The sequence below is a fragment of the Curvibacter soli genome, from assembly GCF_029211125.1.
Lineage (GTDB): Bacteria > Pseudomonadota > Gammaproteobacteria > Burkholderiales > Burkholderiaceae_C > Curvibacter_A > Curvibacter_A soli.
The window spans coordinates 1-23,031 of the sequence record NZ_JARGEN010000010.1; the positions used below are offsets into that span (position 1 = coordinate 1).

General features: G+C 71.7%; 19 protein-coding genes and 1 other RNA gene. 7 read left to right on the forward strand and 13 right to left on the reverse strand.

Going from position 1 to position 23,031, the window contains the following annotated elements; translation table 11 throughout:
• Positions 1–51 precede the first annotated feature (51 nt).
• The 3 genes from PY257_RS01540 to PY257_RS01550 form a co-directional block, all read right to left on the reverse strand.
• Positions 52–249 (reverse strand): hypothetical protein, encoded by a 198-nt coding sequence (locus PY257_RS01540; protein ID WP_275738069.1) that lies wholly within the window; start codon positions 247–249, stop codon positions 52–54.
• Positions 250–349: 100 nt separating this feature from the next.
• Positions 350–1,645: a tryptophan--tRNA ligase gene (locus tag PY257_RS01545; RefSeq protein WP_275738071.1), complete on the reverse strand. Its 1,296-nt coding sequence runs from the start codon at positions 1,643–1,645 to the stop codon at positions 350–352.
• A 39-nt stretch (positions 1,646–1,684) separates the two neighbouring features.
• Positions 1,685–2,353, reverse strand: coding sequence for a site-2 protease family protein (locus tag PY257_RS01550; RefSeq protein WP_275738073.1), 669 nt, complete (start codon positions 2,351–2,353; stop codon positions 1,685–1,687).
• A 392-nt stretch (positions 2,354–2,745) separates the two neighbouring features.
• Between PY257_RS01550 and PY257_RS01555 the strand changes: the two genes are divergently transcribed.
• Positions 2,746–3,984 carry a methyl-accepting chemotaxis protein gene (locus PY257_RS01555; RefSeq protein WP_275738075.1) on the forward strand — a complete coding sequence of 413 codons (1,239 nt, stop codon included), beginning with the start codon at positions 2,746–2,748 and terminating at the stop codon, positions 3,982–3,984.
• On the opposite strand, the gene PY257_RS01560 is transcribed toward PY257_RS01555, so the two are convergent.
• The 5 genes from PY257_RS01560 to PY257_RS01580 form a co-directional block, all read right to left on the reverse strand.
• Positions 3,981–4,616, reverse strand: a complete 636-nt coding sequence (locus tag PY257_RS01560; RefSeq protein ID WP_275738077.1) for an L-threonylcarbamoyladenylate synthase — start codon at positions 4,614–4,616, stop codon at positions 3,981–3,983. The genes PY257_RS01555 and PY257_RS01560 overlap by 4 nt on opposite strands.
• 9 nt (positions 4,617–4,625) lie before the next feature.
• Entirely contained in the window at positions 4,626–5,486 is an 861-nt protein-coding gene (locus PY257_RS01565) for a 3',5'-nucleoside bisphosphate phosphatase (RefSeq protein ID WP_275738079.1), read from the reverse strand.
• Positions 5,487–5,620: 134 nt separating this feature from the next.
• Complete coding sequence (gene recJ / locus PY257_RS01570) at positions 5,621–7,366, reverse strand: single-stranded-DNA-specific exonuclease RecJ (RefSeq protein ID WP_275738081.1); 1,746 nt, start codon at positions 7,364–7,366, stop codon at positions 5,621–5,623.
• On the reverse strand, positions 7,363–8,319 hold the full coding sequence (locus tag PY257_RS01575; RefSeq protein ID WP_275738083.1) for a phosphoglycerate mutase: 957 nt from the start codon (positions 8,317–8,319) through the stop codon (positions 7,363–7,365). The genes recJ and PY257_RS01575 overlap by 4 nt, the downstream gene beginning before the upstream one ends.
• A gap of 84 nt (positions 8,320–8,403) precedes the next feature.
• Entirely contained in the window at positions 8,404–10,632 is a 2,229-nt protein-coding gene (locus tag PY257_RS01580) for an EAL domain-containing protein (protein WP_275738085.1), read from the reverse strand.
• Positions 10,633–10,790: 158 nt separating this feature from the next.
• Here PY257_RS01580 and PY257_RS01585 point away from each other — a divergent pair, with 158 nt between their 5' ends.
• Genes PY257_RS01585 through PY257_RS01595 form a run of 3 tightly spaced genes read left to right on the forward strand, consistent with a single transcriptional unit; the run spans position 10,791 to position 14,454 of the window.
• The gene (locus tag PY257_RS01585; protein WP_275738087.1) at positions 10,791–12,047 is read left to right on the forward strand and encodes a lipoprotein-releasing ABC transporter permease subunit; all 1,257 of its coding nucleotides are present in this window, start codon (positions 10,791–10,793) and stop codon (positions 12,045–12,047) included.
• Positions 12,048–12,063: 16 nt separating this feature from the next.
• The gene (locus PY257_RS01590) at positions 12,064–12,771 is read left to right on the forward strand and encodes an ABC transporter ATP-binding protein (RefSeq protein WP_275738122.1); all 708 of its coding nucleotides are present in this window, start codon (positions 12,064–12,066) and stop codon (positions 12,769–12,771) included.
• 12 nt (positions 12,772–12,783) lie between these two features.
• Positions 12,784–14,454, forward strand: coding sequence for an MBL fold metallo-hydrolase (locus tag PY257_RS01595; protein WP_275738089.1), 1,671 nt, complete (start codon positions 12,784–12,786; stop codon positions 14,452–14,454).
• A 53-nt stretch (positions 14,455–14,507) separates the two neighbouring features.
• Here PY257_RS01595 and azu read toward each other — a convergent pair whose 3' ends face one another.
• Complete coding sequence (gene azu, locus PY257_RS01600) at positions 14,508–14,978, reverse strand: azurin (RefSeq protein WP_275738091.1); 471 nt, start codon at positions 14,976–14,978, stop codon at positions 14,508–14,510.
• A gap of 210 nt (positions 14,979–15,188) precedes the next feature.
• On the opposite strand from azu, the gene PY257_RS01605 reads away from it, so the two are divergent.
• The 3 genes from PY257_RS01605 (at position 15,189) to PY257_RS01615 (ending at position 19,555) form a co-directional block, all read left to right on the forward strand.
• Positions 15,189–16,397 carry a YjgN family protein gene (locus PY257_RS01605; protein WP_275738124.1) on the forward strand — a complete coding sequence of 403 codons (1,209 nt, stop codon included), beginning with the start codon at positions 15,189–15,191 and terminating at the stop codon, positions 16,395–16,397.
• A 326-nt stretch (positions 16,398–16,723) separates the two neighbouring features.
• Positions 16,724–17,866, forward strand: a complete 1,143-nt coding sequence (locus PY257_RS01610) for a M48 family metallopeptidase (protein ID WP_275738093.1) — start codon at positions 16,724–16,726, stop codon at positions 17,864–17,866.
• Between the two features lie 135 nt (positions 17,867–18,001).
• Positions 18,002–19,555: a cellulase family glycosylhydrolase gene (locus tag PY257_RS01615; RefSeq protein WP_275738095.1), complete on the forward strand. Its 1,554-nt coding sequence runs from the start codon at positions 18,002–18,004 to the stop codon at positions 19,553–19,555.
• 44 nt (positions 19,556–19,599) lie between these two features.
• Here the strand turns inward: PY257_RS01615 and rnpB are convergent.
• From rnpB to PY257_RS01635, 4 genes are all read right to left on the reverse strand, one after another.
• An RNA gene (gene rnpB, locus PY257_RS01620) (RNase P RNA component class A) lies at positions 19,600–20,048 on the reverse strand.
• 28 nt (positions 20,049–20,076) lie between these two features.
• Positions 20,077–20,247: a hypothetical protein gene (locus tag PY257_RS01625; RefSeq protein ID WP_275738097.1), complete on the reverse strand. Its 171-nt coding sequence runs from the start codon at positions 20,245–20,247 to the stop codon at positions 20,077–20,079.
• Between the two features lie 270 nt (positions 20,248–20,517).
• Entirely contained in the window at positions 20,518–21,993 is a 1,476-nt protein-coding gene (locus tag PY257_RS01630) for a TolC family protein (protein WP_275738098.1), read from the reverse strand.
• 5 nt (positions 21,994–21,998) lie between these two features.
• Positions 21,999–23,024: an HlyD family secretion protein gene (locus PY257_RS01635; protein WP_419095641.1), complete on the reverse strand. Its 1,026-nt coding sequence runs from the start codon at positions 23,022–23,024 to the stop codon at positions 21,999–22,001.
• Between the last annotated feature and the right edge of the window lie 7 nt (positions 23,025–23,031).

Here is a 23,031-nt window from a genome sequence, read left to right on the forward strand (position 1 = left end):
GCGAAAACAAAGACATGTGCCATTTATCGCGCTTTTTAGCGCTCATTTATCTCAGCGCGCTTCAGCAGGGGTGCCGGCGGGTCGGGCCGCGCTTGCACGCCGCAGCGCGTCGGTGGCCACTTGCCACGCCTGCCGGGCCTCGGCCGAATCGCAGGCCGTGTGCAGCACGAAGGTCAGTTCATCCAGCGCGGCAATGGCCGCTGCGACGGCGGCAGCCAGTTCTTGGAGACGTGGATCGTCAGCGTCCATGGTGAATCCCATTATGGACATGGCGGCGCCGCGCCGCAATGCGGCATGCGTGCGGCAGCGGTGAGAATTGGTAAGCCTTGTCGGCGGGGCGGTGCGCGCCTCAGTCCGCGGCGGACTGCAGCGCCCGCAGCGCGTCGGCGATCTCGCCGGGCGTGGCGTCGGCCACGGGTGCCAGCCGGCCCGTGGCGGCTTCCAGGCCCTGCTGCTGCAGGTCCGCGATGCACTGGCCCGCCTCGCGCGGCGAATCGAAAGCCAGGCTCTGCAGCAGCACCTTGCCATGTGGCGACACGAGCTTGAAGTAGAACTTGCCGTCGCTCTCGCGGTACTGCTTGAAGGCCGGCAGCGCCGCCTTGGCGGCCTTGGTGGCGGGTTGTGCCGGCACGGCGCCCAGCGCCAGGCTGCGCAGGCCCACGGCTTCGCGCAGCGTGCGCATGAAAGGCGTGGCGATGGCGCGCGCCTTGGCCGCGCCGGCCTGCAGGATGGCCTCGATGCGCCGCGGGTCGGCGATCAGCGCTTCGTAGCGCGTGCGCAGCGGGGCGATCTCGCGCTCCACGCGCTCCACCAGCAACTGCTTGGCGTCGCCCCACGCGATGCCGTCGGCATAGGCCTGGCGCAGCGCCGCGGTTTCCTCTTCCGACGCGAAGGCCTGGTAGATCTGGAACAGCGCCGAGCCTTCCACCTCCTTGGGCTCGCCGGGGGCGCGCGAGTCGGTCACGATGCCGGCCACGAGCCGGTGCAACTGCGCGCGCGGCGTCGAGAGTGGAATGGTGTTGTCGTAGCTCTTGCTCATCTTGCGGCCATCGAGGCCGGGCAGCGTGGCCACGTTCTCCTCGATCGCCGCTTCGGGCGGCACCAGGTGCTCGCCGTACAGGTGGTTGAAGCGCTGCGCCATGTCGCGCGCCATCTCGATGTGCTGGATCTGATCGCGCCCCACGGGCACCTTGTGGGCGCGGAACATCAGGATGTCCGCGCCCATCAGCACCGGGTACATGAACAGGCCCGCGGTCACGTCGGCGTCGGGGTCCTCGCCGGCGGCGTTGTTCCTGTCCACTGCGGCCTTGTAGGCGTGGGCGCGGTTGAGCAGACCCTTGCCCGTCACGCAGGTCAGCAGCCAGGTGAGCTCGGGAATCTCGGGGATGTCGGACTGGCGGTAGAACGTCACGCGCTCGGGGTCGAGCCCGGCGGCCAGCCAGCTCGCGGCGATCTCCAGCGTGGAGCGCTGGATGCGCGCCGGGTCGTCGCACTTGATGAGCGCGTGGTAGTCGGCCAGGAAGTAGAAGCTCTGCACACCGGGCGCGCGGCTCGCCGCCACCGACGGGCGGATGGAGCCGACGTAGTTGCCCAGGTGCGGCGTGCCCGTGGTGGTGATGCCGGTCAGGAAGCGGGTGGGACTCATGGTGTCGGGACAATCTCTGCGAAAGAAAGAGGGCGCGCGTCAGCCGAGCAGCAGCCGCAGCGGCACGAGCAGCAGGTTCAGCGCCGCGTAGCCCACGGTTATCAGGGGCCGCAGCCACAGCGTACCCACGACGCCCGCGATGACCAGCCCCATGACGATGAAGAAGCCGTAGGGCTCGATGCGCGAGACGAACTGCGCCTGCTTCCACGGCAGCAGGCCCACGAGCACGCGCCCGCCGTCGAGCGGCGGCAGCGGGAACAGGTTGAAGGCCCACATGACGAGGTTGGTCAGGATGCCCGCGCGCGCCATCTCGATGAAGAAGCGCTCCTGCACGCCCAGCGCGGCCAGCACGACCAGCAGCACGGCCCAGAGCAGCGCCTGCACGAAGTTGGACGCCGGCCCCGCCAGCGCCACCCAGACCATGTCGCGCTTGGGGTGGCGCAGGCGGCCGAAGTTGACCGGCACCGGCTTGGCGTAGCCGAACAGGAAGGTGCCAGAGGTGGCGAAGTACAGCAGCAGCGGCATCGCGATGGTGCCGATGGGGTCGATGTGCTTGATGGGGTTGAGCGTCACGCGCCCCTGCACGTAGGCGGTGTCGTCGCCGAAGTGCCGGGCCACGTAGCCATGCGCGGCTTCATGCAGCGTGATCGCGAACAGCACGGGCAGGGCATAGATGAGTACGGTTTGGATGAGAGAGGATAAGTCCACCCCCGGATTGTCTCAGACTGACTGACGGGCCACGCCGGCGCTCCGGTCCTGCGGCGGGCAGGGACAAATCGTTGGTAGGATCGCTCGTCCGAGACCGGGTGCCTGGACGCGAACGCGGCATGCAAATAACGGCATATAAACCTGGAAACAGCAGTTGACCGCTTCGTATCCCTTGCCAGGCCGCATGAAATCGAGCGTTGACGGCTTCGATGGGGTTCGCCTCGTGGGTGAGAGCGCTATGCACCTGCCAGCACCGCGCTCGGCGCGCCATGCGGCGTTGCTCCTCCTTGCGGGCAGTAGCCCGCCGCGTCGTCGCGTCTTGCCTGGCACCCCGATCACGGCACCGGCAGGCGCATCCAACTGCCGTTTCCAGGATAAAAGGAGATGACGCCATGAGATGGGGCCGACTGCAGATTGGGACACGCCTGGTGATGGCGTTCGGCGCGCTGGCGCTGATAGCCGTGGCGCTGATAGCCGTGGCGCTCGCGGGCATCGGCCAGGTACAGGAGGCGCACCACGCGGCCCTGCGCATCGGCGGCCTGCCCGAGGGGCATCACGCCGCGCTCCAGGCCGCGCTCGCGGGCGCCGAGGACAGGCTGGCGAGCGTGCGGCTGTGGATCGCGGGGCTGGGGGGCGCCGTGCTCGTGGTGGCGCTGGCGGCCTTCGTGCTGCTGCGCAACGGCATCGTGCGCCCACTCGGCCAGGCCATCCTGATCGCCGAGACCGTGGCCGCGGGCGACCTGAGCCAGGAATTCTCCACCGACCTGGAGGGCGACTTCGGACGCCTGCTCGGCGCGCTCGGCACCATGGAGGACACCCTCACCGAACTGGTGGCGCGCATCAAGCAGTCGAGCGACGCGATCGTCGTCTCCGCCGGCGAGATCGACGCCGGCAACGGCGACCTCGCGCGCCGCACGCGCGAGCAGGCGGGCGCGCTGGCCGATACCGTGTCCAGCATGGATCAGCTCACCGCCACCGTGCGCGAGAACGCCGGGCGAGCGCGCTCGGCCAGCGGCCTGGCCGTTGACGCCTCGGCCACGGCCGGGCGCGGCGGCGCCGTGGTGGGCGAGGTGGTGCAGACCATGCAGGCCATCAGCGGCAGTTCGCACCGCATCGTGGACATCATCCAGGTCATCGAAGGCATCGCGTTCCAGACCAACATCCTGGCACTCAACGCCGCCGTCGAGGCCGCGCGCGCGGGCGAGCAGGGCCGGGGCTTCGCTGTGGTGGCCAGCGAGGTGGGCAACCTCGCGCAGCGCAGCGCCGTGGCCGCGCGCGAGATCAAGGCACTGATCCAGCAGTCGGTGGAGCAGGTGGAAAGCGGCGCGGGCCTGGTGGGCCAGGCCGGCAAGACCATGGAGGAGATCGTGCGCGCCGTGGGCCAGGTGAGCACGCTGCTGGGCGAAATATCGCAGGCGCTGCAGGCGCAGAGCGAGGACATCGCCCACGTCAACCAGGCCGTGGCCCACATGGACGGCGCCACCCAGCAGAATGCATCCCTGGTGCAGCAGGCGGCGCAGGCCGCGTCGGCCCTCGCCGGGCGCGCGCGCGACCTGCAGCAGGCCGTGGGCGCGTTCAAGCTCGACGATGACGAGCCCCCGCACGCCGCCTCGCGCCTGGCGAACTATTAGAGCCCCAGGGCTTCGAGGCTGCCGCGCCCCTGGCGCACGAGCACCGGCTCGCCGCCGCTTTCCATGGGCGTGAGGTCGATCACCGTGGTGGGCTCGTGCGGGCAGGCGCCGGCATCGACCACCGCGTCGATCTGGTGCTCGTAGCGGGCGCGGATCTCCTGCGGGTCGTTGAGCGGCTCGCTCTCGCCGGCAGGAATCAGCGTGGTGGCCAGCAGCGGCGCGCCCAGCAGCCCCAGCAGTATCTGCAGGCCCTTGCGGTCGGGCACGCGCAGGCCGATGGTCTTGCGCTGCGGGTGGCTCACGCGGCGCGGCACTTCCTTGGTGGCGTCCAGGATGAAGGTGTAGGGGCCGGGCGTGGCGAGCTTGAGCAGCCGGTACTGCCGGTTGTCCACGCGCGCGTAGCCCGCCAGTTCGGCCAGGTCGCGGCACAGCAGCGTGAGGTGGTGCTTCTCGTCCATCTGGCGGATGCGGCGCAGCCGGTCCGCGGCGGCCTTGTCGTCGAGCCGGCAGACCAGCGCGTAGCTCGAATCCGTGGGTACGGCGGCCACGCCGCCGTGGGCGATCAGCTCGGCGGCCTGGCGCAGCAGGCGCGGCTGGGGGTTGTCGGGATGGACCTCGAAGTACTGCGCCATGGGCCCGGGTCAATGCTGGATGCGGTCGGCCAGCAAGGTCCAGACGGGCGTCAGGCCATCGGGCAGCGGCGGCAACTGCCCCAGGTCGGTATGCGATTCGTCGGGGCTGTGAAAGTCGCTGCCGCGCGATGCGGCCAAGCCGAATTCGCGCGCCATGCCGGCGTAGGTCGCGTATTCGGCGGGCGTGTGGCTGCCGGTAACCACCTCCACGCCCTGGCCGCCATGGGCCTTGAATTCGGTGAACAGCGCGTACTCTTCGTTGGCCGTCAACTTGTAGCGCCCCGGGTGTGCGATCACCGCCATGCCGCCGGCCTGCGTGATCCACGCCACCGCGTCGCGCAGGCTGGCCCAGCGGTGCGGCACGAAACCGGGCTTGCCATCGGCCAGGTACTTGCGGAAGACCTCCGCCGTGTCCTTGCAGAAGCCGGCTTCGACCAGGTAGCGCGCGAAATGCGTGCGCGATATCAGCTCGGGGTTGCCCACGTACTTCAGCGCACCCTCGTAGGCGCCCGGAATGCCCACGGCGGCGAGCTGCGCGGCTATCTCATGCGCGCGCTGGCCGCGACCCCCGCGCGTGTCGAACAGGCCCTGGGCCATGCGCGGGTCTTCGGCATCGAAGCCCAGACCCACGATGTGCACCGTTTCGCTTGCGAAGGTGACGGAAATTTCCACGCCCGAGAGATAGCCGATGCCCGCCGCACGCGCGGCGGCGGCGGCGCGGCGCTGGCCACCGATCTCGTCATGGTCGGTCAGCGCCCACAGCGTGACGCCGTTGGCCTGGGCGCGCGCTGCCAGTTCCTCGGGCGTCAGCGTGCCGTCGGACACCACGGAGTGGCAGTGCAGGTCGGCGTTGATGGGCAGGGTGGACATGCATTCATTCTAGGGTGCCGGTGCATGCGCGGCGCGGCGGCACTGGAACACCCACTCTGTCAATAGTAGAAAGTGCCTCCAGCGCAGGTAAAACAAGCGCTGGCAGCTACGTTTTCAATAGCAATTTCCAAGCGCTACAGCTCCGCGCCTTCCACGAGGAAGCGCACGCGCCGCTGGCCCTGCCACTCGTCGGCGTCCAGCCGGAACGCCAGCGTCACCCGCGCGGGCAGCGGGTCGGTGTGGCCGAACCAGATGCCGTCCACCGGCTGGCCCTGGTGGCGCAGCTTGAGCGCCAGGTGCTTTTCGCCCACCAGGCGCTGGCTCAGCACCTCGACTTCCTCGCTGAACACGGGCGGCGCGAAGCCCTGGCCCCAGACCTCGTGGTGCAGCGTGTCCACCAGGTCGGGGCGGCGGTATTCGGGTGCCAGCGGGCCGTCGGTGTCGAGCCGGCGCGTGAGCGTGGCCGCGTCCAGCCACTCGCGCGCCACCTGCGCGAAGGCCTGCTCGAAGACCGCGAAATGCGCCTCTGCCACCGTGCAGCCCGCAGCCATGGCATGGCCGCCGAACTTCAGCAGCACACCCGGGTGGCGCTTGGCCACCAGGTCCAGTGCGTCGCGCAGATGAAAGCCCGGGATAGAGCGGCCCGAGCCCTTCAGCTCGTGCCCGCGCCCCGGCGCGCTGCTGGCGGCGAACACGAAGGCGGGCCGGTGCAGCCGGTCCTTGAGCCGCGAGGCCACGATGCCGACCACGCCCTCGTGGAAATCGGCGCCGAACACGCTGATGGCGGGCGGTGGCGGCGTGCCTTCCGCGAACAGCGATTCGGCGAGCAACAGGGCCTGCTCGCGCATGCCGCCCTCGATCTCGCGGCGCTCGCGGTTGATGGCGTCGAGCGTGCGCGCCAGCGCCTCGGCCTGCGTGGCGTCGTCGGTCAGCAGGCATTCGATGCCGATGGTCATGTCGGCCAGCCGGCCCGCCGCGTTGATGCGCGGGCCCAGGGCGAATCCGAAGTCGAAGGTGGTGGCCGCCTGCGCGCGCCGACCCGCCGCCGCGAACAGCGCCGCCATCCCCGCTGGCAGCGCGCCCGCCCGGATGCGGCGCAGGCCCTGGGCCACGAGGCGGCGGTTGTTGGCGTCGAGTTTCACCACGTCGGCGACGGTGCCGAGCGCCACCAGCGGCAGCAGGCTGTCGAGCTTGGGCTGGGGGGGCGCGCCCTGCGCGTCGCCCCGGCCCTGCAGCCGCAGTTCGCAAAACGTGCCGCGCCGGCGCAGCTCGGCGCGCAGCGCCAGCAGCACGTAGAACATCACGCCCACCCCGGCCAGGGCCTTGCTCTCGAATGCGCAGCCGGGCTGGTTGGGGTTGACGGTCACGTCCGTGGCCGGCAGCTCCGCGCCGGGCAGGTGGTGGTCGGTGACCAGCACCGCCAGGCCCAGCGCGCGCGCCGCGGCCACGCCGTCCACGCTGGCGATGCCGTTGTCCACGGTGACCAGCAGATCGGCGCCGCGCGCCTTCACGCGCCCGGCGATCGCGGGCGTCAACCCATAGCCGTCCACCACGCGGTCGGGCACCAGGTAGTCGACGTGGCGCGCGCCCAGCAGCCGCAGGCCGCGCACGGCGACGGCGCAGGCGGTGGCGCCGTCGCAGTCGTAGTCGGCCACGATGCATATGCGCTGGTCCGCCGCAATGGCGTCGGCCAGCAGCGCGGCGGCCTCGGGTGCGCCCTTCAGGCCGGCGGGCGGCAGCAGGCGGGCCAGGCCGTCGTCGAGTTCGTCGGCGCCATAGACGCCGCGCGCGGCGAACAGTCGCGCCAGCAAGGGGTGTACGCCGGCCTGCTCCAGCGCCCAGGCGGCGCGGGGCGGAACGTCTCTTGCAATGATTTTCATAGCGTATGCAGCAGGTCCGTATTGCGCTGGGGGCTGATTCTTGTCTTCAGCCGCTGCCACCAGCCGGCGGCAGGCGGCGTGTCGAAGCTCTGCGCCGCGCGCTCGCCGCACAGCGTGAGCCGCACCGGCGCGCCCTGCCGCGACTGCGCCAGCAGCCAGGCGCAGCTATCGGCATCCACCGCGCGCCAGGCCTGGGCGCGTGCGGCGGGCTCTGCGGCGGCGGCGTACAGGCGGCGCTCCACCTTGAAGCCGGGCCGCGCGGGTGGCAGCGCGTCGAGCGCGCCCGCGCCCACGACCCAGAACGCGTTGACGGGCAGCAGGCCCTGGCGCATGCGCTCGTCGTTGAGCGGCAGGGTGTAGAACAGCATCTGCATTTCGCTGTGCAGCCGCTGCAGCAGCAGCGCGGCGGGCGAGCGGTCGGCCTGCGGGCCGGTGATCCAGGGCTTCACGTCGCGGCCCGCCACGCGGTCGATCGACACGCAGCGCAGGCGACGCAGCGGCTCGCCCACGGCCAGCCAGGCGCCAGGCATGGCCGACGCGCGCAGTGCGATGCCGTCTTCCGCGAAGTAGGGCTGCATGGCGGCCAGCAGCGTGTCCGACGCGGCAGTGTCGAGCGTCAGCGCACCGGGCCCGGCCATGACGAGGTGGTCCATGCCCATCTGCCAGTGGCAGGCCTTGATCCAGGCGCAGGGCTGGCCCGCGGTGCGGGTTTCGAGCGCGGCCCAGGGGGTGTGCCCCGGCGCGCCGGGCAGGCCCATGGCGCGCGCCACGGCGACCTCGTGCGGCATTGCGGGGCTGTCCTCGTCTAGCGCGATGCGCTCGCCGGGCGCCAGCACGCGCAGCAACTGGCGCAGCGCGGGCAGCTCCGGCAGCTCCGGCGCAAGGCTGGCGACCCCGTCGGGGCCGGGCGGCAGCACGGCGCCGGGAATCAGCAGGTGGCACGGATCGGGCATGGGGCCTATTGTCCGGGATGTCCGGGATGTCCTGGATGCCCCGGCCACCGCCCGGGCCGGGTGTGCGGCCCCGGAGTATCAGAGTCAGAGTCCGGCGAGGTACTCGCGCAGCGGCAGGGGCCGGGCGATGGCGTAGCCCTGCACGTAGTCCACGCCGTAGGCGGCCAGCAGCGTGCGCTGCTGCGGCGTTTCCACGAATTCGGCGACGGTGCGCAGGCCCCGGGCGCGGGCCACGTCGCAGGTGGCTGCCACGATGCGCTGGTCCACGCGGTCGGTGAGGATGTCGCGCACGAAGCGCCCGTCGATCTTCACGATGTCCAGCGGCAGCGACTTGAGGTAGTCGAAGCTCGCCAGGCCCGTGCCGAAGTCGTCGAGCGCGGTTTCCGCGCCGAGCGCGCGCAGGCCGGCGAGCAACTGTGCCGCCTCTGCGGGACGGGTGATGCCGGCGGTCTCGGTGATCTCGAAGCAAAACAGCGAGGCCGGCAGCCCGCCGTCGCGGATCGCCGTGACGATGTGGTCCAGCAGCCGCGGGTCCGACACCGATGCCCCCGAGAGGTTGATCGCCACCCGGCCCATGCGTACCAGGCCCGCGCCGGCGTGGGCCGTGAGCGCCTGCACGGTCTGGGTGACGACCCAGCGGTCCACCTGCGGCATGAGGCCGTGGCGCTCGGCCAGCGGCAGGAAGTCGGCGGGCGTTACCGGCTCGCCGTCGGCGGTGCGCCAGCGCAGCAGCACTTCCGCGCCGGCGCCGGCGGCGTCGGACTCGGCCCGCTGGATCGGTTGGCAGGCGAGCCAGAGGTCGCTGCGGCCCGGTGCCGCCTGGTCTGCCGCGGGGGCGTGCAGCGCCTCCTTCAGGGCTTCGAGCCGCCCGAGCTGCGCGCGCCGCGCCCGCATGAGGTCGCCGGGCGCGTGGCCGGCGGCGCGCGCCGCCGCGTCGCCCGGCATGTCGCTTGCGATCTGGCAGGCCAGCAGCAGGGCGGCCAGCGCGTCCTCGTGCGCTTGGGCCTCGGCACCCGGGGCCATCGCGGCCACCGCGACCTGGATGCGCACGCTGCGGTCGCCGTGGCTCCAGCGGCGGTCGTCGAGCAGGGCGCGCAGCCGGGCGCACCAGTGCCCGGCGTCCGCGTCCGCGGGTGCGCAGGCCACGAAGAAGCCGCCATGCGGGCGTGCGAGCAGCGGGGCCTCGGGCAGGGCACCGCGCAGCACGTCGGCGACAGCGTGCTCGATCTCGCGGCTGGCGGGCAGGCCGAGCAACTCGCCGATCTGGTCGAGGTTGCGCACGACGACACCGATCAGCAGGTACTGCCGCGCCTGCGGCGTGCGCAGCGCGCCGAGCAGGCCGCGCTCGTTGAGCAGGCCCGTGAGCGGGTCATGGTTGGCGGCTTGGAGCAACCGGCGCTCCATCGCCCGGTGGTGCTCCATCGTGGCGCAGACCAGGAAGCCGAGGCAGGCCAGGCAGACCACGAGCACGGCCTGCTCCAGCAGGGTCCGGGTGGCGTCGCCGCCTGCGGGTGCGAGCGCGAGCAGGGTGATGGCCGACAGCGCCGTGACCGCGTGGACGAACAGCGGGCCGCCCTGGCCGGCGGCCCAGGCGACGAGGACGAAGACCACGTACCGGGCCAAGGCCCCGGCGTCCAGCCCGTGGCCCGCGGCGCCCAGGTGGGCGCCGGCGGCCACTGCGGCCCAGGCCAGCAGCCACGCGGCCTGCCACGGCGCGAGCGCCAGCCGGAACCGCTGCCCCGGCGTGTCCAGGGCCTGGACGGCGAGTTCGGTGAGGCGGCAGAACAGCAGCACGCCGAACAGTTCCGAGACGAACATCACCGCAGCGATGTCCGCGAGCCGGACGTCGGGCGGGTGCGCGCCCAGCAGGAACTGCCAGGAGCCCGCGGCGGTCAGCAGCAGCGCGGCGGCCAGCGCCGTGTGCAGGTGGTAGCGCAGCGTGGCGGCGGCGGGGTTGTCCTCGGGCCGCTGGCGGCTGCGCCGCACGAGCCACCAGACGGCGGCCATCGTGAGCATCAGCGCAGTGAAGCCGGTGAGCGAGCGCGCGGCGCCGATGCCGTGCGCCGCGTGCCAGAGCAGCACGCCCGCGCCGATGGCCGGCATCATGCGCGGCCCGTAGGCCAGCACCAGCCCGATGGCGATGCCGTCGGGCGGCCAGACCAGGCCCATGCCCACCCCGAGGGACGAGAACGGCTGGCACAGTTCCGCCGCCACGGCCCACAGCAGGGCGCCGGCGCAGCCGCGCTTCCAGTCGAACCGGGTGGCCATGGCCAGCGTCGGACTGTGCGGGTGATCCAGGGGCCCCGAAATCATGGTGCAGTGCGCCTGTAAGCGGATGTGCATCGCATCGTAGTAGCCATGTGTGACAGGCGTGGCAGGCGCCGTGCGCGGGCCGCCGCGCTGCACGTCCATGCCACAATCGGCTCCGGCCTGGGGTGGAGGAATGCCGACCCGGGCCGTTTTCGCGCACCATGCAAATCCCCTACGAACTCGCCGTTGGCTGGCGCTACACCCGCGCGGGCCGCGCCACGCGGCGCAATGGCTTCATCTCCTTCATCTCGGGCGTCTCCATGCTGGGCATCGCGCTCGGCGTGGCGGCGCTGATCATCGTGCTCAGCGTGATGAACGGGTTCCAGAAGGAGGTGCGCGACCGCATGCTCAGCGTGGTGTCGCACATCGAGATCTTCGCGCCGCAGGGCGCCGCGCTGCCCGATGCGGGCCGCACGCAGGCCGAGGCGCGACGCAACCCGCAGGTGGTGGGCGCGGCGCCCTTCATCGCCACCCAGGCGCTGATCGCGCGCGGCGAGGACATGAAGGGCGCCATCGTGCGCGGCATCGACCCCGCCGTGGAGCACGAGGTGACCGACATCGCCGCCGGCGCGCAGGGCCGCGTGCTGGAGCGGCTGTCGCCCGGCGGCTTCGGCGTGGTGCTGGGCCGCGAGCTGGCGCGCATGCTGGGCGTGCGCGCGGGCGACCAGGTGACGCTGATCGCGCCGGGCGGCCAGGTCACGCCCGCGGGCGTGGTGCCGCGCCTCAAGCAGATGACGGTGGTGGGCACCTTTGATTCGGGCCACTACGAGTACGACGCCACGCTGGTGCTCATGCACATCGACGACGCGGCGCGCATGTTCCGTCTCGAGGGCCCCTCGGGCGTGCGGCTGAAGCTGCGCGACCTGCACCAGGCGCCGGAGGTGGCGCATGAACTGGCGGGCACGCTGAGCGGCGACTTGCTGGTGCGCGACTGGACGCAGCAGAACCGCACCTGGTTCGCCGCCGTGCAGGTGGAAAAACGCATGATGTTCATCATCCTCACGCTGATCGTCGCGGTGGCCGCGTTCAACCTGGTCAGCACGCTGGTGATGACGGTGACCGACAAGCGCGCCGACATCGCCATCCTGCGCACGCTGGGCGCCAGCCCGGCCAGCATCATGGGCATCTTCGTGGTGCAGGGCGCGCTGGTGGGCGTGATCGGCACGCTCGCCGGGTTGGCGCTGGGCCTCGTGGTGGCCTTCAACATCGACGTCATCGTGCCGGCGCTGGAGCAGTTGTTCCACGCGAGCTTTCTGCCCAAGGACATCTATCTCATCAGCAAGATGCCCAGCGAGCCGCAGCGCAGCGACATCGTGCCGATCGCCGTCATCTCGCTGGTGCTGGCCTTCGCGGCCACGCTGTACCCGAGCTGGCGCGCCAGCCGCGTCAACCCAGCGGAGGCCCTTCGCTATGAATAGCATAGCTGCTGCCGCAATGGATACGGGCGCTGCGGGCCAAAAAGGCTTGGAATCCTTGGTGCTGCGGGCCAGCGGCCTGACCAAGCGCTTCAGCGAAGGCCCGCTCGACGTGACCGTGCTGCACGGCGTGGACCTGCAGGTGCGCGCGGGCGAGACGCTGGCCATCGTCGGCGCCTCGGGCTCGGGCAAGAGCACGCTGCTGCACCTGCTCGGCGGGCTGGACGCGCCCAGCGCCGGCAGCGTGGTGCTGATGGGCCAGCCGCTGGCCGGGCAGGACGCGGCGGCCCAGGGCCGGCTGCGCAACCGCTACCTGGGCTTCGTCTACCAGTTCCACCACCTGCTGCCCGAATTCAGCGCGCAGGACAACGTGGCCATGCCGCTGCGCATCCGCCGCCAGCCGCTGGCCGAATGCCACGCAGCGGCGGCGCGCATGCTGGCCGCGGTGGGGCTGGCCGAGCGCCTGCACCACCGCCCCGCCGAGCTGTCGGGCGGCGAACGCCAGCGCGTGGCCATTGCCCGCGCGCTGGTCGCGCAGCCGGCCTGCGTGCTGGCCGACGAGCCCACCGGCAACCTCGACCGCGGCAGCGCCGACCAGGTGTTCGAGTTGATGCTGCGGCTGGCGCGCGAGCACGGCACGGCCTTCGTGCTGGTCACGCACGACGACACGCTGGCTGCGCGCTGCGACCGCGTGCTGCGGCTGGTGGTCGGACGGTTGCAGGCATAGTATGCTTTGACCATGGTACAGCCCCGCCCCAGCCAGCAGCTCCACCCCGCGCGCGAACCCGCACCGCTGCGCGCGGCAGCCACCGTGCTGCTGCTGCGCGACACCCCTGCGGGCATCGAGGTGCTGATGACCCGGCGCTCCGCGCAGGCCAGCTTCGTGCCCGGCGCCTATGTGTTTCCCGGCGGCGCCATCGACGAGGCCGACGCGCGCAGCCATGCGCTCGCCGCGCGCCGGCCCACGCAGGGCGACCTGCTGCTCACCCAGTCCATTGCCGCCATCCGCGAGAGCTTCGAGGAGCTGGGCGTGCTGCTGGCCCGCCAGGGCGACGGCAGCCCGGTTGCCCCGGCGCTGGTGGCGCAGTTGGACCGCGCCGCGCCGCTGGCCGCGCTGTGCGCCACGCACGGACTCACGCTGGCGGCCGACACGGTGTTCTCCTTCGCCCACTGGATCACCGACCGCGACCTGCCGCGCCGCTTCGACGTGCCCTTCCTCGTTGCCCGCATGCCCGCGGGCCAGGTGCCCGTGGCCGACGAGGCCGAGCAGTTCGAGCCCGTCTGGGTGCGCCCGGCGGACGCGCTGGCGCGCCATGCGGCGGGTGGCTTCTTCATGATCTTCCCGACCATCCGCACGCTGGAGCGGCTGCAGGCCTACGCCTCGGTGGACGCGGTGCTGCAGGCCTGTGCGGGCGAGCAGCCGCTGTGGATCAGTTGCCCGCGCGCCGGCCTGCTGGCGGGCAAGGAGGTGCGCTTCATGGACAGCGACCCGCCCTTCGGCGAGTTGGCGCTGGTGTGCCCCGACGGACAGATCACCCATGCGCTCGACTGGCAGAACGAGCAGCCCGTGGCGCTGCTGAGGAACGTGCAGCGCCTCACCGCCGCCAACCCCGGCGTGATGACCGGGCCGGGCACCAACAGCTACCTGGTGGGCGACCCGGACACCGGCTACATCGCCATCGATCCCGGCCCCGAAGATCCCGCGCACCAGGAGCGCCTGTGGCACGCCGCGGGCGGCGACATCCGCATGATCGTCTGCACCCACTCGCACCCGGACCACGCGCCCGGTGCCCGCCCGCTGCAGGCGCTGGTGGAGCGCCACAAGGGCTGGCGCCCGCCCGTGCTGGGTCTGCCATCGGCCCCCACGGCGCGGGCCGCGAGTGCCTTCTCGCCTGACCGCATGCTACGAAATGAGGAGCTTCTCACGCTGGAGGGGCGGGCGATGGAGGGCAAAAACACCCATACCCTGATGGTGCTGCACACGCCGGGCCATGCGGCCAACCACCTGTGCCTGCTGCTGCTGGAAGACGGCCTGCTGTTCAGCGGCGACCACATCCTCAACGGCAGCACCACGGTGGTGGACCCGCCCGATGGCGACATGACCGCCTACCTCGATTCGCTGGACCTGCTGGACGCGCAATGCGCTCGGCACGGCGTCGGGTTCATCCTGCCCGCGCACGGCTACGTGCTGGGCGAGGCGCGGCAGGCCATTGCGCAGCTCAAGGCGCACCGCTTGCGGCGCGAGGCCAAGATCGTCGCCGCCATGCAGGCGCTGCCCGAAGGCAGCCTCGACGACTGGGTGGCCCACGCCTACGTCGACGTGCCGCCGCGCATGTGGCCCGTGGCCGCGCGCTCGCTGCTCGCGCATGTGCAGCGCATCCGCGCGCTGGAGCCCGGCAATACCGGGTAGCCGCTCTGCGGCGCGCGAAACCCGCCGCGCCGCAGGCCGCGCAGCGGGAGTGCTCAATTCACCAGCTTGAGCGTGCCCTTCATGACGACCGAGTGGCCGGGGAACGAGCAGAAGAAGGCGTAGCTCTCCGTGGTCGACAGCTTGGCCACGGGGATCGTGGCGGTGTCGGATTCGCCCGGGCCGAGCACCTTGGTGTGAGCGATCACGCGCGCATCGCCGGGCTTGAGGTAGTCCTTGTCCAGGCCCGCCGGCAGACCGTCGCTGGCCACGCCCTGCATGTCGGCGGCCTTGACCAGCACCCAGTTGTGGCCCATGGCGGACTTCGGCAGCTTGCCGACGTGCTTGAGCTTGACCTTGAATTCCTTGCAGCTCTTGCTGACGTCGATGCTCTGCTTGTTGAACTGCATGGCGTCGTTGGCCTCCACCTCCACCTCACAGGTGGCGGCGAACAGGGGGCCGGCGGCGAGCGACAGCGCGCAAAGGCCCAGGAGCTGGCGCAGGGGGCGGCGGATGGTGGCGGACATGGGTACTCCAATAAGTGGTGGACGGATGGAATCGAAAAGGCGGCCCGGCAGCGCAGGCGGCGGGCCATTGCGGCATTAGACGCCGCTGTCGGCGGGTCCGCCATGACCTGCGTCAACTCCGCACGCTCCGTCTAAACTCCCGCCAGTCACAGAAGAAGGATCACCATGGAGATGGCCGCGCGGGGTCCGGCACCGGGGCCGGATGGGGGGATGGGGCGCCAGGGCGGCGGCCCGCTGCTGGAGGGCATCCAGCAGATGCCGCTGCGCTTCACCGGCAGCGGCGGCGGGTACTTCCGCGTCTGGATCGTCAACGTGCTGCTGGGCATCGTCACGCTGGGGTTCTACACGCCCTGGGCGCGGCGGCGCACCGCCCAGTACTTCTACAGCCACACTGAGGTGGCGGGCAGTCCGCTCGAATTCACGGGCCAGCAGCGCCGCATGGTGTTCGGCTTCCTGCTGCTGGTGGCGCTGTACGCCATCTTCAAGATCGCGGCCAACACGGGGCAGGACCTGGCCGTCAGCCTCTTCATGGTGGGTGGCGCTGCGCTGGCGCCGTATTTCTGGGCCAGCGCCATGCGGTTCCGGCTCAGCGCCACGCGCTGGCGCGGGCTGCGGCTGCAGTTGCGCACGCGCTGGGGCGAGGTCTACCGCGCGAGCTGGCCGGTGTTCGCCGCGGCGCTGCTGTGGGTGGTCTGGGTGGTGGCCTTCGGCATGCTGACACCCGAATCGCCGCAGGGCCGCCCCCTGGTGCGCCAGACGCCCGGCGCCGTGTGGGCCCTGCTGGCGCTCGTGGTGGCGCTGAGCGTGCTGTGCCTGATCCGGCTCGAATACAACTACAAGAGCCTGTTCTTCCTGCGCGCCTCCATTGGCAGCGAGCACGGGCGCTGGAAGCCGGCGTACGGCGACTTCGTGCGCGTGTGGCTGGCAACGCTGGCGGTGTTCGTGCTCGGCGTGCTGGCGGTGGGCGCCATCGTGGCGGCGCTGGCGGGCGGCTCGGGCCTGCTGATGCACCGCACGCGCCCGCCCGGGCTGGTGTTCTTCGTGTTCATCGTGCTGGCCATCCTGGGCTTCTTCCTCGCGCTCGTGCTGGCCTCGGCGCCGGCGCGCGCGTACCGCGACGCGCGCATGTTCCAACTGGTCTGGAACAACGTCGGCGTGAGCCACATCGTCCGCTTCAAGACCCGCCTGCGCACGGGCGCCTATGTGGCGCTGCGGCTGAAGAACATCGTGCTCACCCTGCTGACGCTGGGCTTCTACCGCCCGTTCGCGCGCGTCAGCGAGTACCGCATGAAGGTCGAGTCGGTGACGCTCTACGCCAAGGGCGACCTGGGCCGCATCGCGGGCCGGCTGGCGCGGCAGCAGGCCGGCGGTCTGGGCGACGCGCTCGCCGACGCCGTGGGCCTGGACATCATCGGCTGAGATGGAGCACTCCCCCAGGCTTGCCCACTGCGTGTGGCCGCCAACCCCCTCGCCGGGGGCGATACCGGCGGCCCGGCAAAGCCGGTTCCGCGGTATCCCTGGCATTGGGCTGCGCCAGTTTCATGCGATGCGGGTCGCGCGCAGCGCGGTGGAGCAACTGAAGTGAAACACTCCCCCAGGCTTGCCCACTGCGTGTGGCCGCCAACCCCCTCGCCGGGGGCGATACCGGCGGCCCGGCACAGCCGGTTCCGCGGGTGCCCTGGCATGGCCTGGCTCCGCAGCCGTCGGCCTGGGGTGGTCGTGCCAGTTTCATGCGTGGCGCAGCCATGAGCAAGGTTGAGATGGTGGGGGAAGTCGATTCGGCGCGCCCGCTGCTGCGCGCCCGCTGGTTCGATGGGCAGAGCAGCCGCCCCGTGCCCGTGCTGCTGCGCCTGCAGCGCGGGCCGCGCGGCCCCGCGCTGCACCTGCACCCGCTGGACGCGCAGGCGGGGCCGGCGCGCGTGTTCGCGCACCGCGCGGTGGGCTGGCCCGCGCGCTGGGGCGGCGCGGCGGCCCCGGCGCGCATCGCGGTGGACTTGCGCGATGCCGGCACGCTGGAGGTGGAAGACCCCGCCGCCTGGCAGGCCGCCTGGAGCGCCGCCGGTGGCCGCGCCGGGCTGGCCGAGCGCATGCAGACGCACTGGCGCCTGTTCGCCGCCGTGCTGGCGCTGGCCATCGCGGGCCTGTGGGTCTTCTACCGCTGGGGCACGCCCTGGGCTGCGGCGCAGCTCACGCGGCATGTGCCGCTGGCGTGGGAGCAAAGCATGGCCGCGCGCGCCCTCGACAGCATGGACGGCGGCGGCTACCTGCGGCCCAGCACCCTGCCCGCCGGGCGGCAGGCCGAATTGCGCGCGCGCTTCGACGCGCTGGCCGTGCAGGCCGGCCCCGGGCTGCAGCGCTACCCGGGCTACGCGCCGCAGTTCTCGCTGGCATTCCGCTCGGGCATGGGGCCCAATGCCTTCGCGCTGCCGGGGGGCAGCATCGTGATGACCGATGCGCTGGTGCGCGCCGCCGAGCGCGAAGGGTTGCCCGACGATGCGCTCGCCGGCGTGCTGGCGCACGAGATGGGCCATGTGGTGCACCGGCACACCACGCGCATGGTGGTCGAGCAGGGCGTGCTCAACGTGGGCCTGGGGCTGGCGCTGGGCGACGTGTCCAGCGTGCTGTCCACGGGCGGCTCGCTGCTCACGGGCCTGGCGTACCGGCGCAGCCACGAGACCGAGGCCGACTGCTTCGCCCTGGCGCTGATGCGCCGCGCGCAACTGCCGACCGCGCCCATGGCCGATCTGCTGCTGGCCATCGATGCGCACAGCCGTGCCGGCAGCGGCAGCGGCGGCGACTGGGCGGCGCTGTTCAGCAGCCACCCCGGCACCGCGCAGCGCGCCGCCGCCCTGCAGCGTGGCGATGCGCCGGTGTGCGCCGCGCGCTGACCGGCGGGATGCTGCAGTGCAGCACACATGGAAACATCTATTACCGCAGGTCGCATCCAACAGGGCCGGGCGGGCGCTCTTTTTGCGTCAGAGTCGGCCTGGAGCGTGCAACGGTTTGCACGGGGGAGTTGTGACATGTGCTTCAAGAAACGGGCGCTCGCCGCCGCCGCAGCCCTGGTGCTGGCCGGATCGGCCTGGGGCTACCAGACCAGCAACGGAAAAGTCTACGACGCGCAAGGCAGCCCCGTGCAGTTGCGCGGCGTGAACTGGTTCGGGTTCGAGACCAACACCAACGTCGTCCACGGCCTGTGGGCGCGCAACTGGCAGGACCAGATCGCGCAGATGAAGGACGCGGGCTTCAACGCCGTGCGCCTGCCGTTCTGCCCCGCGTCGCTGCACGGCGCATCGCCGGGCAGCATCGACTACCAGCGCAACCCCGACCTGCAGGGGCTGAATTCGGTGCAGGTCATGGACAGGATCGTGCGCGAACTCAGCGCCCAGGGCTTCTACGTGCTGCTCGACCACCACACGCCCGACTGCGCCACCATCACCGACCTTTGGTACACGCCCGCCTACAGCGAGCAGCAGTGGATTGCCGACCTGACGCTGGCCGCATCGCTGTTCGCGGGCATCCCGGGCGTGATCGGCATCGACCTGAAGAACGAGCCGCACGGCGCCGCCACCTGGGGCACGGGCAACGCCGCGACCGACTGGAACCGGGCCGCAGAGCGCGCCGCCGCCGCGGTGCTGGCCGAGGCACCGCACTGGCTCATCTTCGTCAACGGCATCGGCGAGAACCCGGGCTGCTCCAACGGCAGCGGCCACTGGTGGGGCGGCAACCTGGAGCCGCTCAACTGCACGCTGCTCGACATTCCGGCGGACCGGCTGGTGCTGGCGCCGCATGCCTACGGGCCCGATGTGTACGTGCAGAGCTATTTCAACGACGCGGACTTCCCCGCCAACATGCCCGCGATCTGGGAGCAGCACTTCGGCCAGTTCGTGGACCGCGGCTACACGGTGCTGCTCGGCGAGTTCGGCGGCAAGTACGGCGAGGGCGACGCGCGCGACCTGCCATGGCAGAAGGCCCTGGTCAGCTACCTGGTCGGCAAGAAGATGACCAGCGGCTTCTACTGGTCATGGAACCCCAACAGCGGCGACACCGGCGGCATCCTGCGCGACGACTGGACCACGCTGCGCCAGGACAAGCTGGACCTGCTGGAAACGCTATGGGCCGCTGCGGGCGGCACCTCCGCTCCGGCGCCCCCGGCGCCGTCCCCATCGCCCGCACCGGCACCGGCACCAGCACCGGCACCAGCACCAGCACCAGCACCAGCACCAGCACCAGCACCGGCTCCGGCTCCGGCTCCGGCTCCGGCTCCGGCTCCGGCTCCGGCTCCGGCTCCGGCGCCAGCTCCGGCGCCAGCGCCAGCGCCAGCCGCGCAGTTCACCACCCGCGCCATCGTCGATACCGACTGGGGCGCGGGGTACTGCCAGCGCGTGCAGATTACCAACACGGGAGGCTCGGCGGGCGCGTGGAACGTCACGCTCGCGGTATCGGGGCGGATCAACAACCTGTGGAACGCGGTGTGGACGCAGTCGGGCGCCACCCTGGCGGCGCGCGGCGTGGACTGGAACGCCACCCTCAACCCGGGCGCCATGGCCGAGTTCGGCTTCTGCGCGGCGCGCTGAGCACGGCGGACGGGCGCGGGGAGCCGCCCGCCGTCCGAAAAAAAGTGTGAAGCCTGCCGATAAGCCGGATTCTGTGCGCCGGGGCTTTCTTGCGTCCACCCCGGCGTGACCGCCATTACTCTGGGCCGCCTGTCGCCAGACGGCTCGATGCCACCTACCCGCCAGCTCAGCGGAACCACCTCACCACTGGCCTACTTGGTGTTGCTGCGCGCAGAGATTGCCCGTTTCACCTTGGGCGCGGAACGTGCCCAAGGTGGCTGTGGATTTTCCAGGCTTTCGCCTGGAAACCGCCTGGCTTGCGCCATACGGCACCGGCTTTCGCCGGCGATCCACAGAACACCCCGTGGCCCATCCCGCACCCAAACTCGTCTCTGTTGCTCTGATCCTCACCTCGCGGTGGAGAGCCGTTAGCTCCTGCGCTGTCCTGTGCAGTCCGGACGTTCCTCCAGTGCGCTCTTTCGAGACTTGCACCAGCGGCGGTCTGGCAGGCTTCACGGCGGTGATTATCGGCCAAGGGCTGGCTACACGCGGGAGGTCAGCTCGTAGATGTTGTAGACGATGATGAACAAGGCTCCGATGACGCCGGCCATCATCAGCGGCATTCCCCAGCGCGACTCGCGCGCCGAGAAGCCGACCAGCAGCAGCCCGCAACTGATGGTCAGCATGATCATGGTGGTGTGCAGCAGGGTCATGGCGTGGAAGAGTGTGATGGGGTGGATGGATGTCGTGCATTGTCCTGCCATGCGAGGCCGAAGCGGCGACCCGCCATGGCGGAGGATTGATGCAAGTCAAGCGCCTTTGTCTTGCCGGCCCTTGCCTCTCCCTGCCGTCCATGCGCGGAGAAAGCATACTCCCCTACTGCCACCTTGCTACCGCAAATAGAAAGCCGAAGTCAAAGGCATACTCCCTGGGAGTATCGATAAATGGCCTGTGCCGGAGGCCCTGGCACCATCCGGGCGGGCCTACGGGAGCATGGGCGCGTCGGCCCCTTCCCACCCGCCGCCCAGTGCCAGGAACAGCACCACCTGGTCGTCGGACAACTGCGCCTCGGACGCGGCCAGCGCCGCTTCGCTGGCGGCCAGGCTGCGTTCGGCGTCGAGCGCGTCGAGGTAGCCGGTCTTGCCGCTGCGGTAGAGCGCGCGCGCCTGGTCGGCCACGGCGGCACTGTCGTCGCGCGCGGCCTGCAGCGCCGCCTGGCGGTCGAGTTCGCGCGCATAGGCATTGAGCGCCGTCTCGGTTTCGCGCAGCGCGGTGAGCACCGTGCCGTCGAACTTCGCCAGCGCCGCACGCGTGCCGGCCTCGGCCTGCGCGATGCGCGCCTGCGCCGCGCCGGTATTGGGCAGGGTCCACGAAATCAGCGGCCCCAGGCTCCAACTGAACGTGTCGCTGCGCCCGAAGCCGCTGCCCAGCCCCGCCGACGCGGCCGACAGGCCCAGCGACACCTTGGGGTACAGGTCGGCCATGGACACGCCGATGCGTGCCGTGGCCGCGGCCAGCCCGCGCTCGGCCTGACGGATGTCCGGGCGTCGCCGCAGCAGCGCGGCGCCGTCGCCCACGGGCACGGTGCCGGCCACGCGCGGCGGCGCGGCGCAATCGGCCACGTCGGACGGAAAGTCCTGCGGCGGCACGCCCGTGAGCGTGGCCAGGCGGTACAGCGCGCCCTGGCGCTGCGCTTCGAGCGGCGGCACGGCGGCCTCGAGCTGGCGCAACTGGGCGCGGGCGCGTGCAATGTCGATGGTGCCGGCGCGGCCTGCGCGCTGCAGGCGCTCGGAGATGTCGAGCGCCTCGGCCTGGAGCCGCACCGACTTCTGTGCCGTGTGCAGCCGCAGGCCCGTGGAGCACACCTCGGCATAGGCGCGCGCCGTGCCCGCCGCCACGTTCACGCGCACCAGGTCGAGCGCGGCCTGTGCCGCGTCGCTGTCGGCGCCGGCGGCCTCGATGGCGCGGCGGATCTGGCCGAACAGGTCGACCTGGTATGACAGCGCCGCGCTGGCGCTGTAGTGGAATGTGTTGGGCGGCACGTAGTCCGGCTGCAGCAGCGACAGGCCCGAGACATGGCCGAACGACGGCCCGCCGCCAACGGTCACGCTGGGCTTCTGCGCGCCCGCCACTTCGTCCTCGATGGCGCGCACGCGCTCCAGGTTGGCTGCGGCCTGCCGCAGGTCGGTGTTGTGGGTCAGGGCCTGCGCGACCAGCCGGTCCAGGCGCTCGTCGCGGTAGAGCCGCCACCAGTGGGGGGCCGGCGGCGCGTCGGAGAAGGCGCCGGCGCCCGCCGCCTGCGCGAAAGGCCGCGCCGCGGCAGGCTGGCTGGCCAGCGCCTCGGGCGGCTGGCGGTAGTCGGGGCCGAGCGGCGCATTGCCGCAGCCGGCCAGCAGCGCGGCGGCGGCCAGCAGCGGCGCCAGGCGCACCAGGCGCACGAGGGGCGTCGTACGGTACATGGCGCTCACCCCTTGCCCCCGTCCTGCGGCAGCGGCGCGGGCACGGTGGCCGCGCGCCGTGCGCCGTCTTCCACGATCTGCACCGTGACGGTCTGGCCGGCCACCAGGCGCGTGCCTTCGGGCAGCGGGTCGAGCTGCACGCGCACGGGAACGCGCTGCGCCAGGCGCACCCAGTTGAAGGTGGGGTTCACGCTGGGCAGCAGGTTGGCGCTGGTGGAGCGGTCGCGGTCGGCGATGCCGGCCGCCAGGCTGACCACGGTGCCTTTCAACTCGCCGCCGCCCATGGGCGTGATGCGCACCTTGTCGCCGATGTGGATGCGCGGCAGCTTGGTTTCTTCGAAATAGCCCTCGACGTAGAACGAGCGCGCATCGACCAGCGCCAGCGCCGGGCGGCCGGCCGTGGCGTAGCTGCCTTCGCGCAGGTCCAGGTTGGTGACCAGGCCGTCGGCCGGCGCGCGCACCTGCGCGCGCACCAGGTTGAGCCGGGCGCTTTCGATGGCCACCTCGGCCTGCGCCACCGCGGCCTGGACTTGGGCCACACCGGCCTGGGCCTGCGCCACGCCGGCCTGGGCCTGCTCGGCGCGCGTGCGGGTCTGCTCGCGCGCTTCCTGCGACACCAGCGCGCCCAGGCCGGCGTTGCGGGCGTCTTCGCGCCGGGCCTGGGCCAGCGCCGTCTGCTGCAGCACCACTGCCGCACGGCGCGCCGCCAGTTCCGCGCGCTGCGCCGCCAGCGCCGCCTCGGCCTGGTGCAGGGCCAGCGTATAGCGGGCGCGGTCCACCTCGAACAGCAGCGCGCCGGCGGCCACCGCCTGGTTGTCATGGATGGGCACGGCGGTGACCAGGCCCGACACGTCGGGCGCGATCTGGACCACGTTGGCACGCACGCGGCCGTCGCGCGTCCAGGGCGCAAGCTCGTAGTGGTCCCACAGGCGCAGGCCCGCCCACACGGCGGCGCACAGCATCAGCGTGGTGACGAGAAGGCGCGCGGCGCGCAGCAGCCGCGCACGGGCGGCATCGGTCAGGGGTTTCATGGGAAGT

Coding starts and splice junctions, on each gene's coding strand:
- PY257_RS01540 (WP_275738069.1), bottom strand. CDS start 249: ATGGACGCTGACGATCCACGTCTCCAAGAACTGGCTGCCGCCGTCGCA.
- PY257_RS01545 (WP_275738071.1), bottom strand. CDS start 1,645: ATGAGTCCCACCCGCTTCCTGACCGGCATCACCACCACGGGCACGCCG.
- PY257_RS01555 (WP_275738075.1), top strand. CDS start 2,746: ATGAGATGGGGCCGACTGCAGATTGGGACACGCCTGGTGATGGCGTTC.
- PY257_RS01560 (WP_275738077.1), bottom strand. CDS start 4,616: ATGGCGCAGTACTTCGAGGTCCATCCCGACAACCCCCAGCCGCGCCTG.
- PY257_RS01565 (WP_275738079.1), bottom strand. CDS start 5,486: ATGTCCACCCTGCCCATCAACGCCGACCTGCACTGCCACTCCGTGGTG.
- recJ (WP_275738081.1), bottom strand. CDS start 7,366: ATGAAAATCATTGCAAGAGACGTTCCGCCCCGCGCCGCCTGGGCGCTG.
- PY257_RS01575 (WP_275738083.1), bottom strand. CDS start 8,319: ATGCCCGATCCGTGCCACCTGCTGATTCCCGGCGCCGTGCTGCCGCCC.
- PY257_RS01580 (WP_275738085.1), bottom strand. CDS start 10,632: ATGATTTCGGGGCCCCTGGATCACCCGCACAGTCCGACGCTGGCCATG.
- PY257_RS01585 (WP_275738087.1), top strand. CDS start 10,791: ATGCAAATCCCCTACGAACTCGCCGTTGGCTGGCGCTACACCCGCGCG.
- PY257_RS01590 (WP_275738122.1), top strand. CDS start 12,064: ATGGATACGGGCGCTGCGGGCCAAAAAGGCTTGGAATCCTTGGTGCTG.
- PY257_RS01595 (WP_275738089.1), top strand. CDS start 12,784: ATGGTACAGCCCCGCCCCAGCCAGCAGCTCCACCCCGCGCGCGAACCC.
- azu (WP_275738091.1), bottom strand. CDS start 14,978: ATGTCCGCCACCATCCGCCGCCCCCTGCGCCAGCTCCTGGGCCTTTGC.
- PY257_RS01605 (WP_275738124.1), top strand. CDS start 15,189: ATGGGGCGCCAGGGCGGCGGCCCGCTGCTGGAGGGCATCCAGCAGATG.
- PY257_RS01610 (WP_275738093.1), top strand. CDS start 16,724: ATGAGCAAGGTTGAGATGGTGGGGGAAGTCGATTCGGCGCGCCCGCTG.
- PY257_RS01615 (WP_275738095.1), top strand. CDS start 18,002: ATGTGCTTCAAGAAACGGGCGCTCGCCGCCGCCGCAGCCCTGGTGCTG.
- PY257_RS01625 (WP_275738097.1), bottom strand. CDS start 20,247: ATGACCCTGCTGCACACCACCATGATCATGCTGACCATCAGTTGCGGG.
- PY257_RS01630 (WP_275738098.1), bottom strand. CDS start 21,993: ATGTACCGTACGACGCCCCTCGTGCGCCTGGTGCGCCTGGCGCCGCTG.
- PY257_RS01635 (WP_419095641.1), bottom strand. CDS start 23,024: ATGAAACCCCTGACCGATGCCGCCCGTGCGCGGCTGCTGCGCGCCGCG.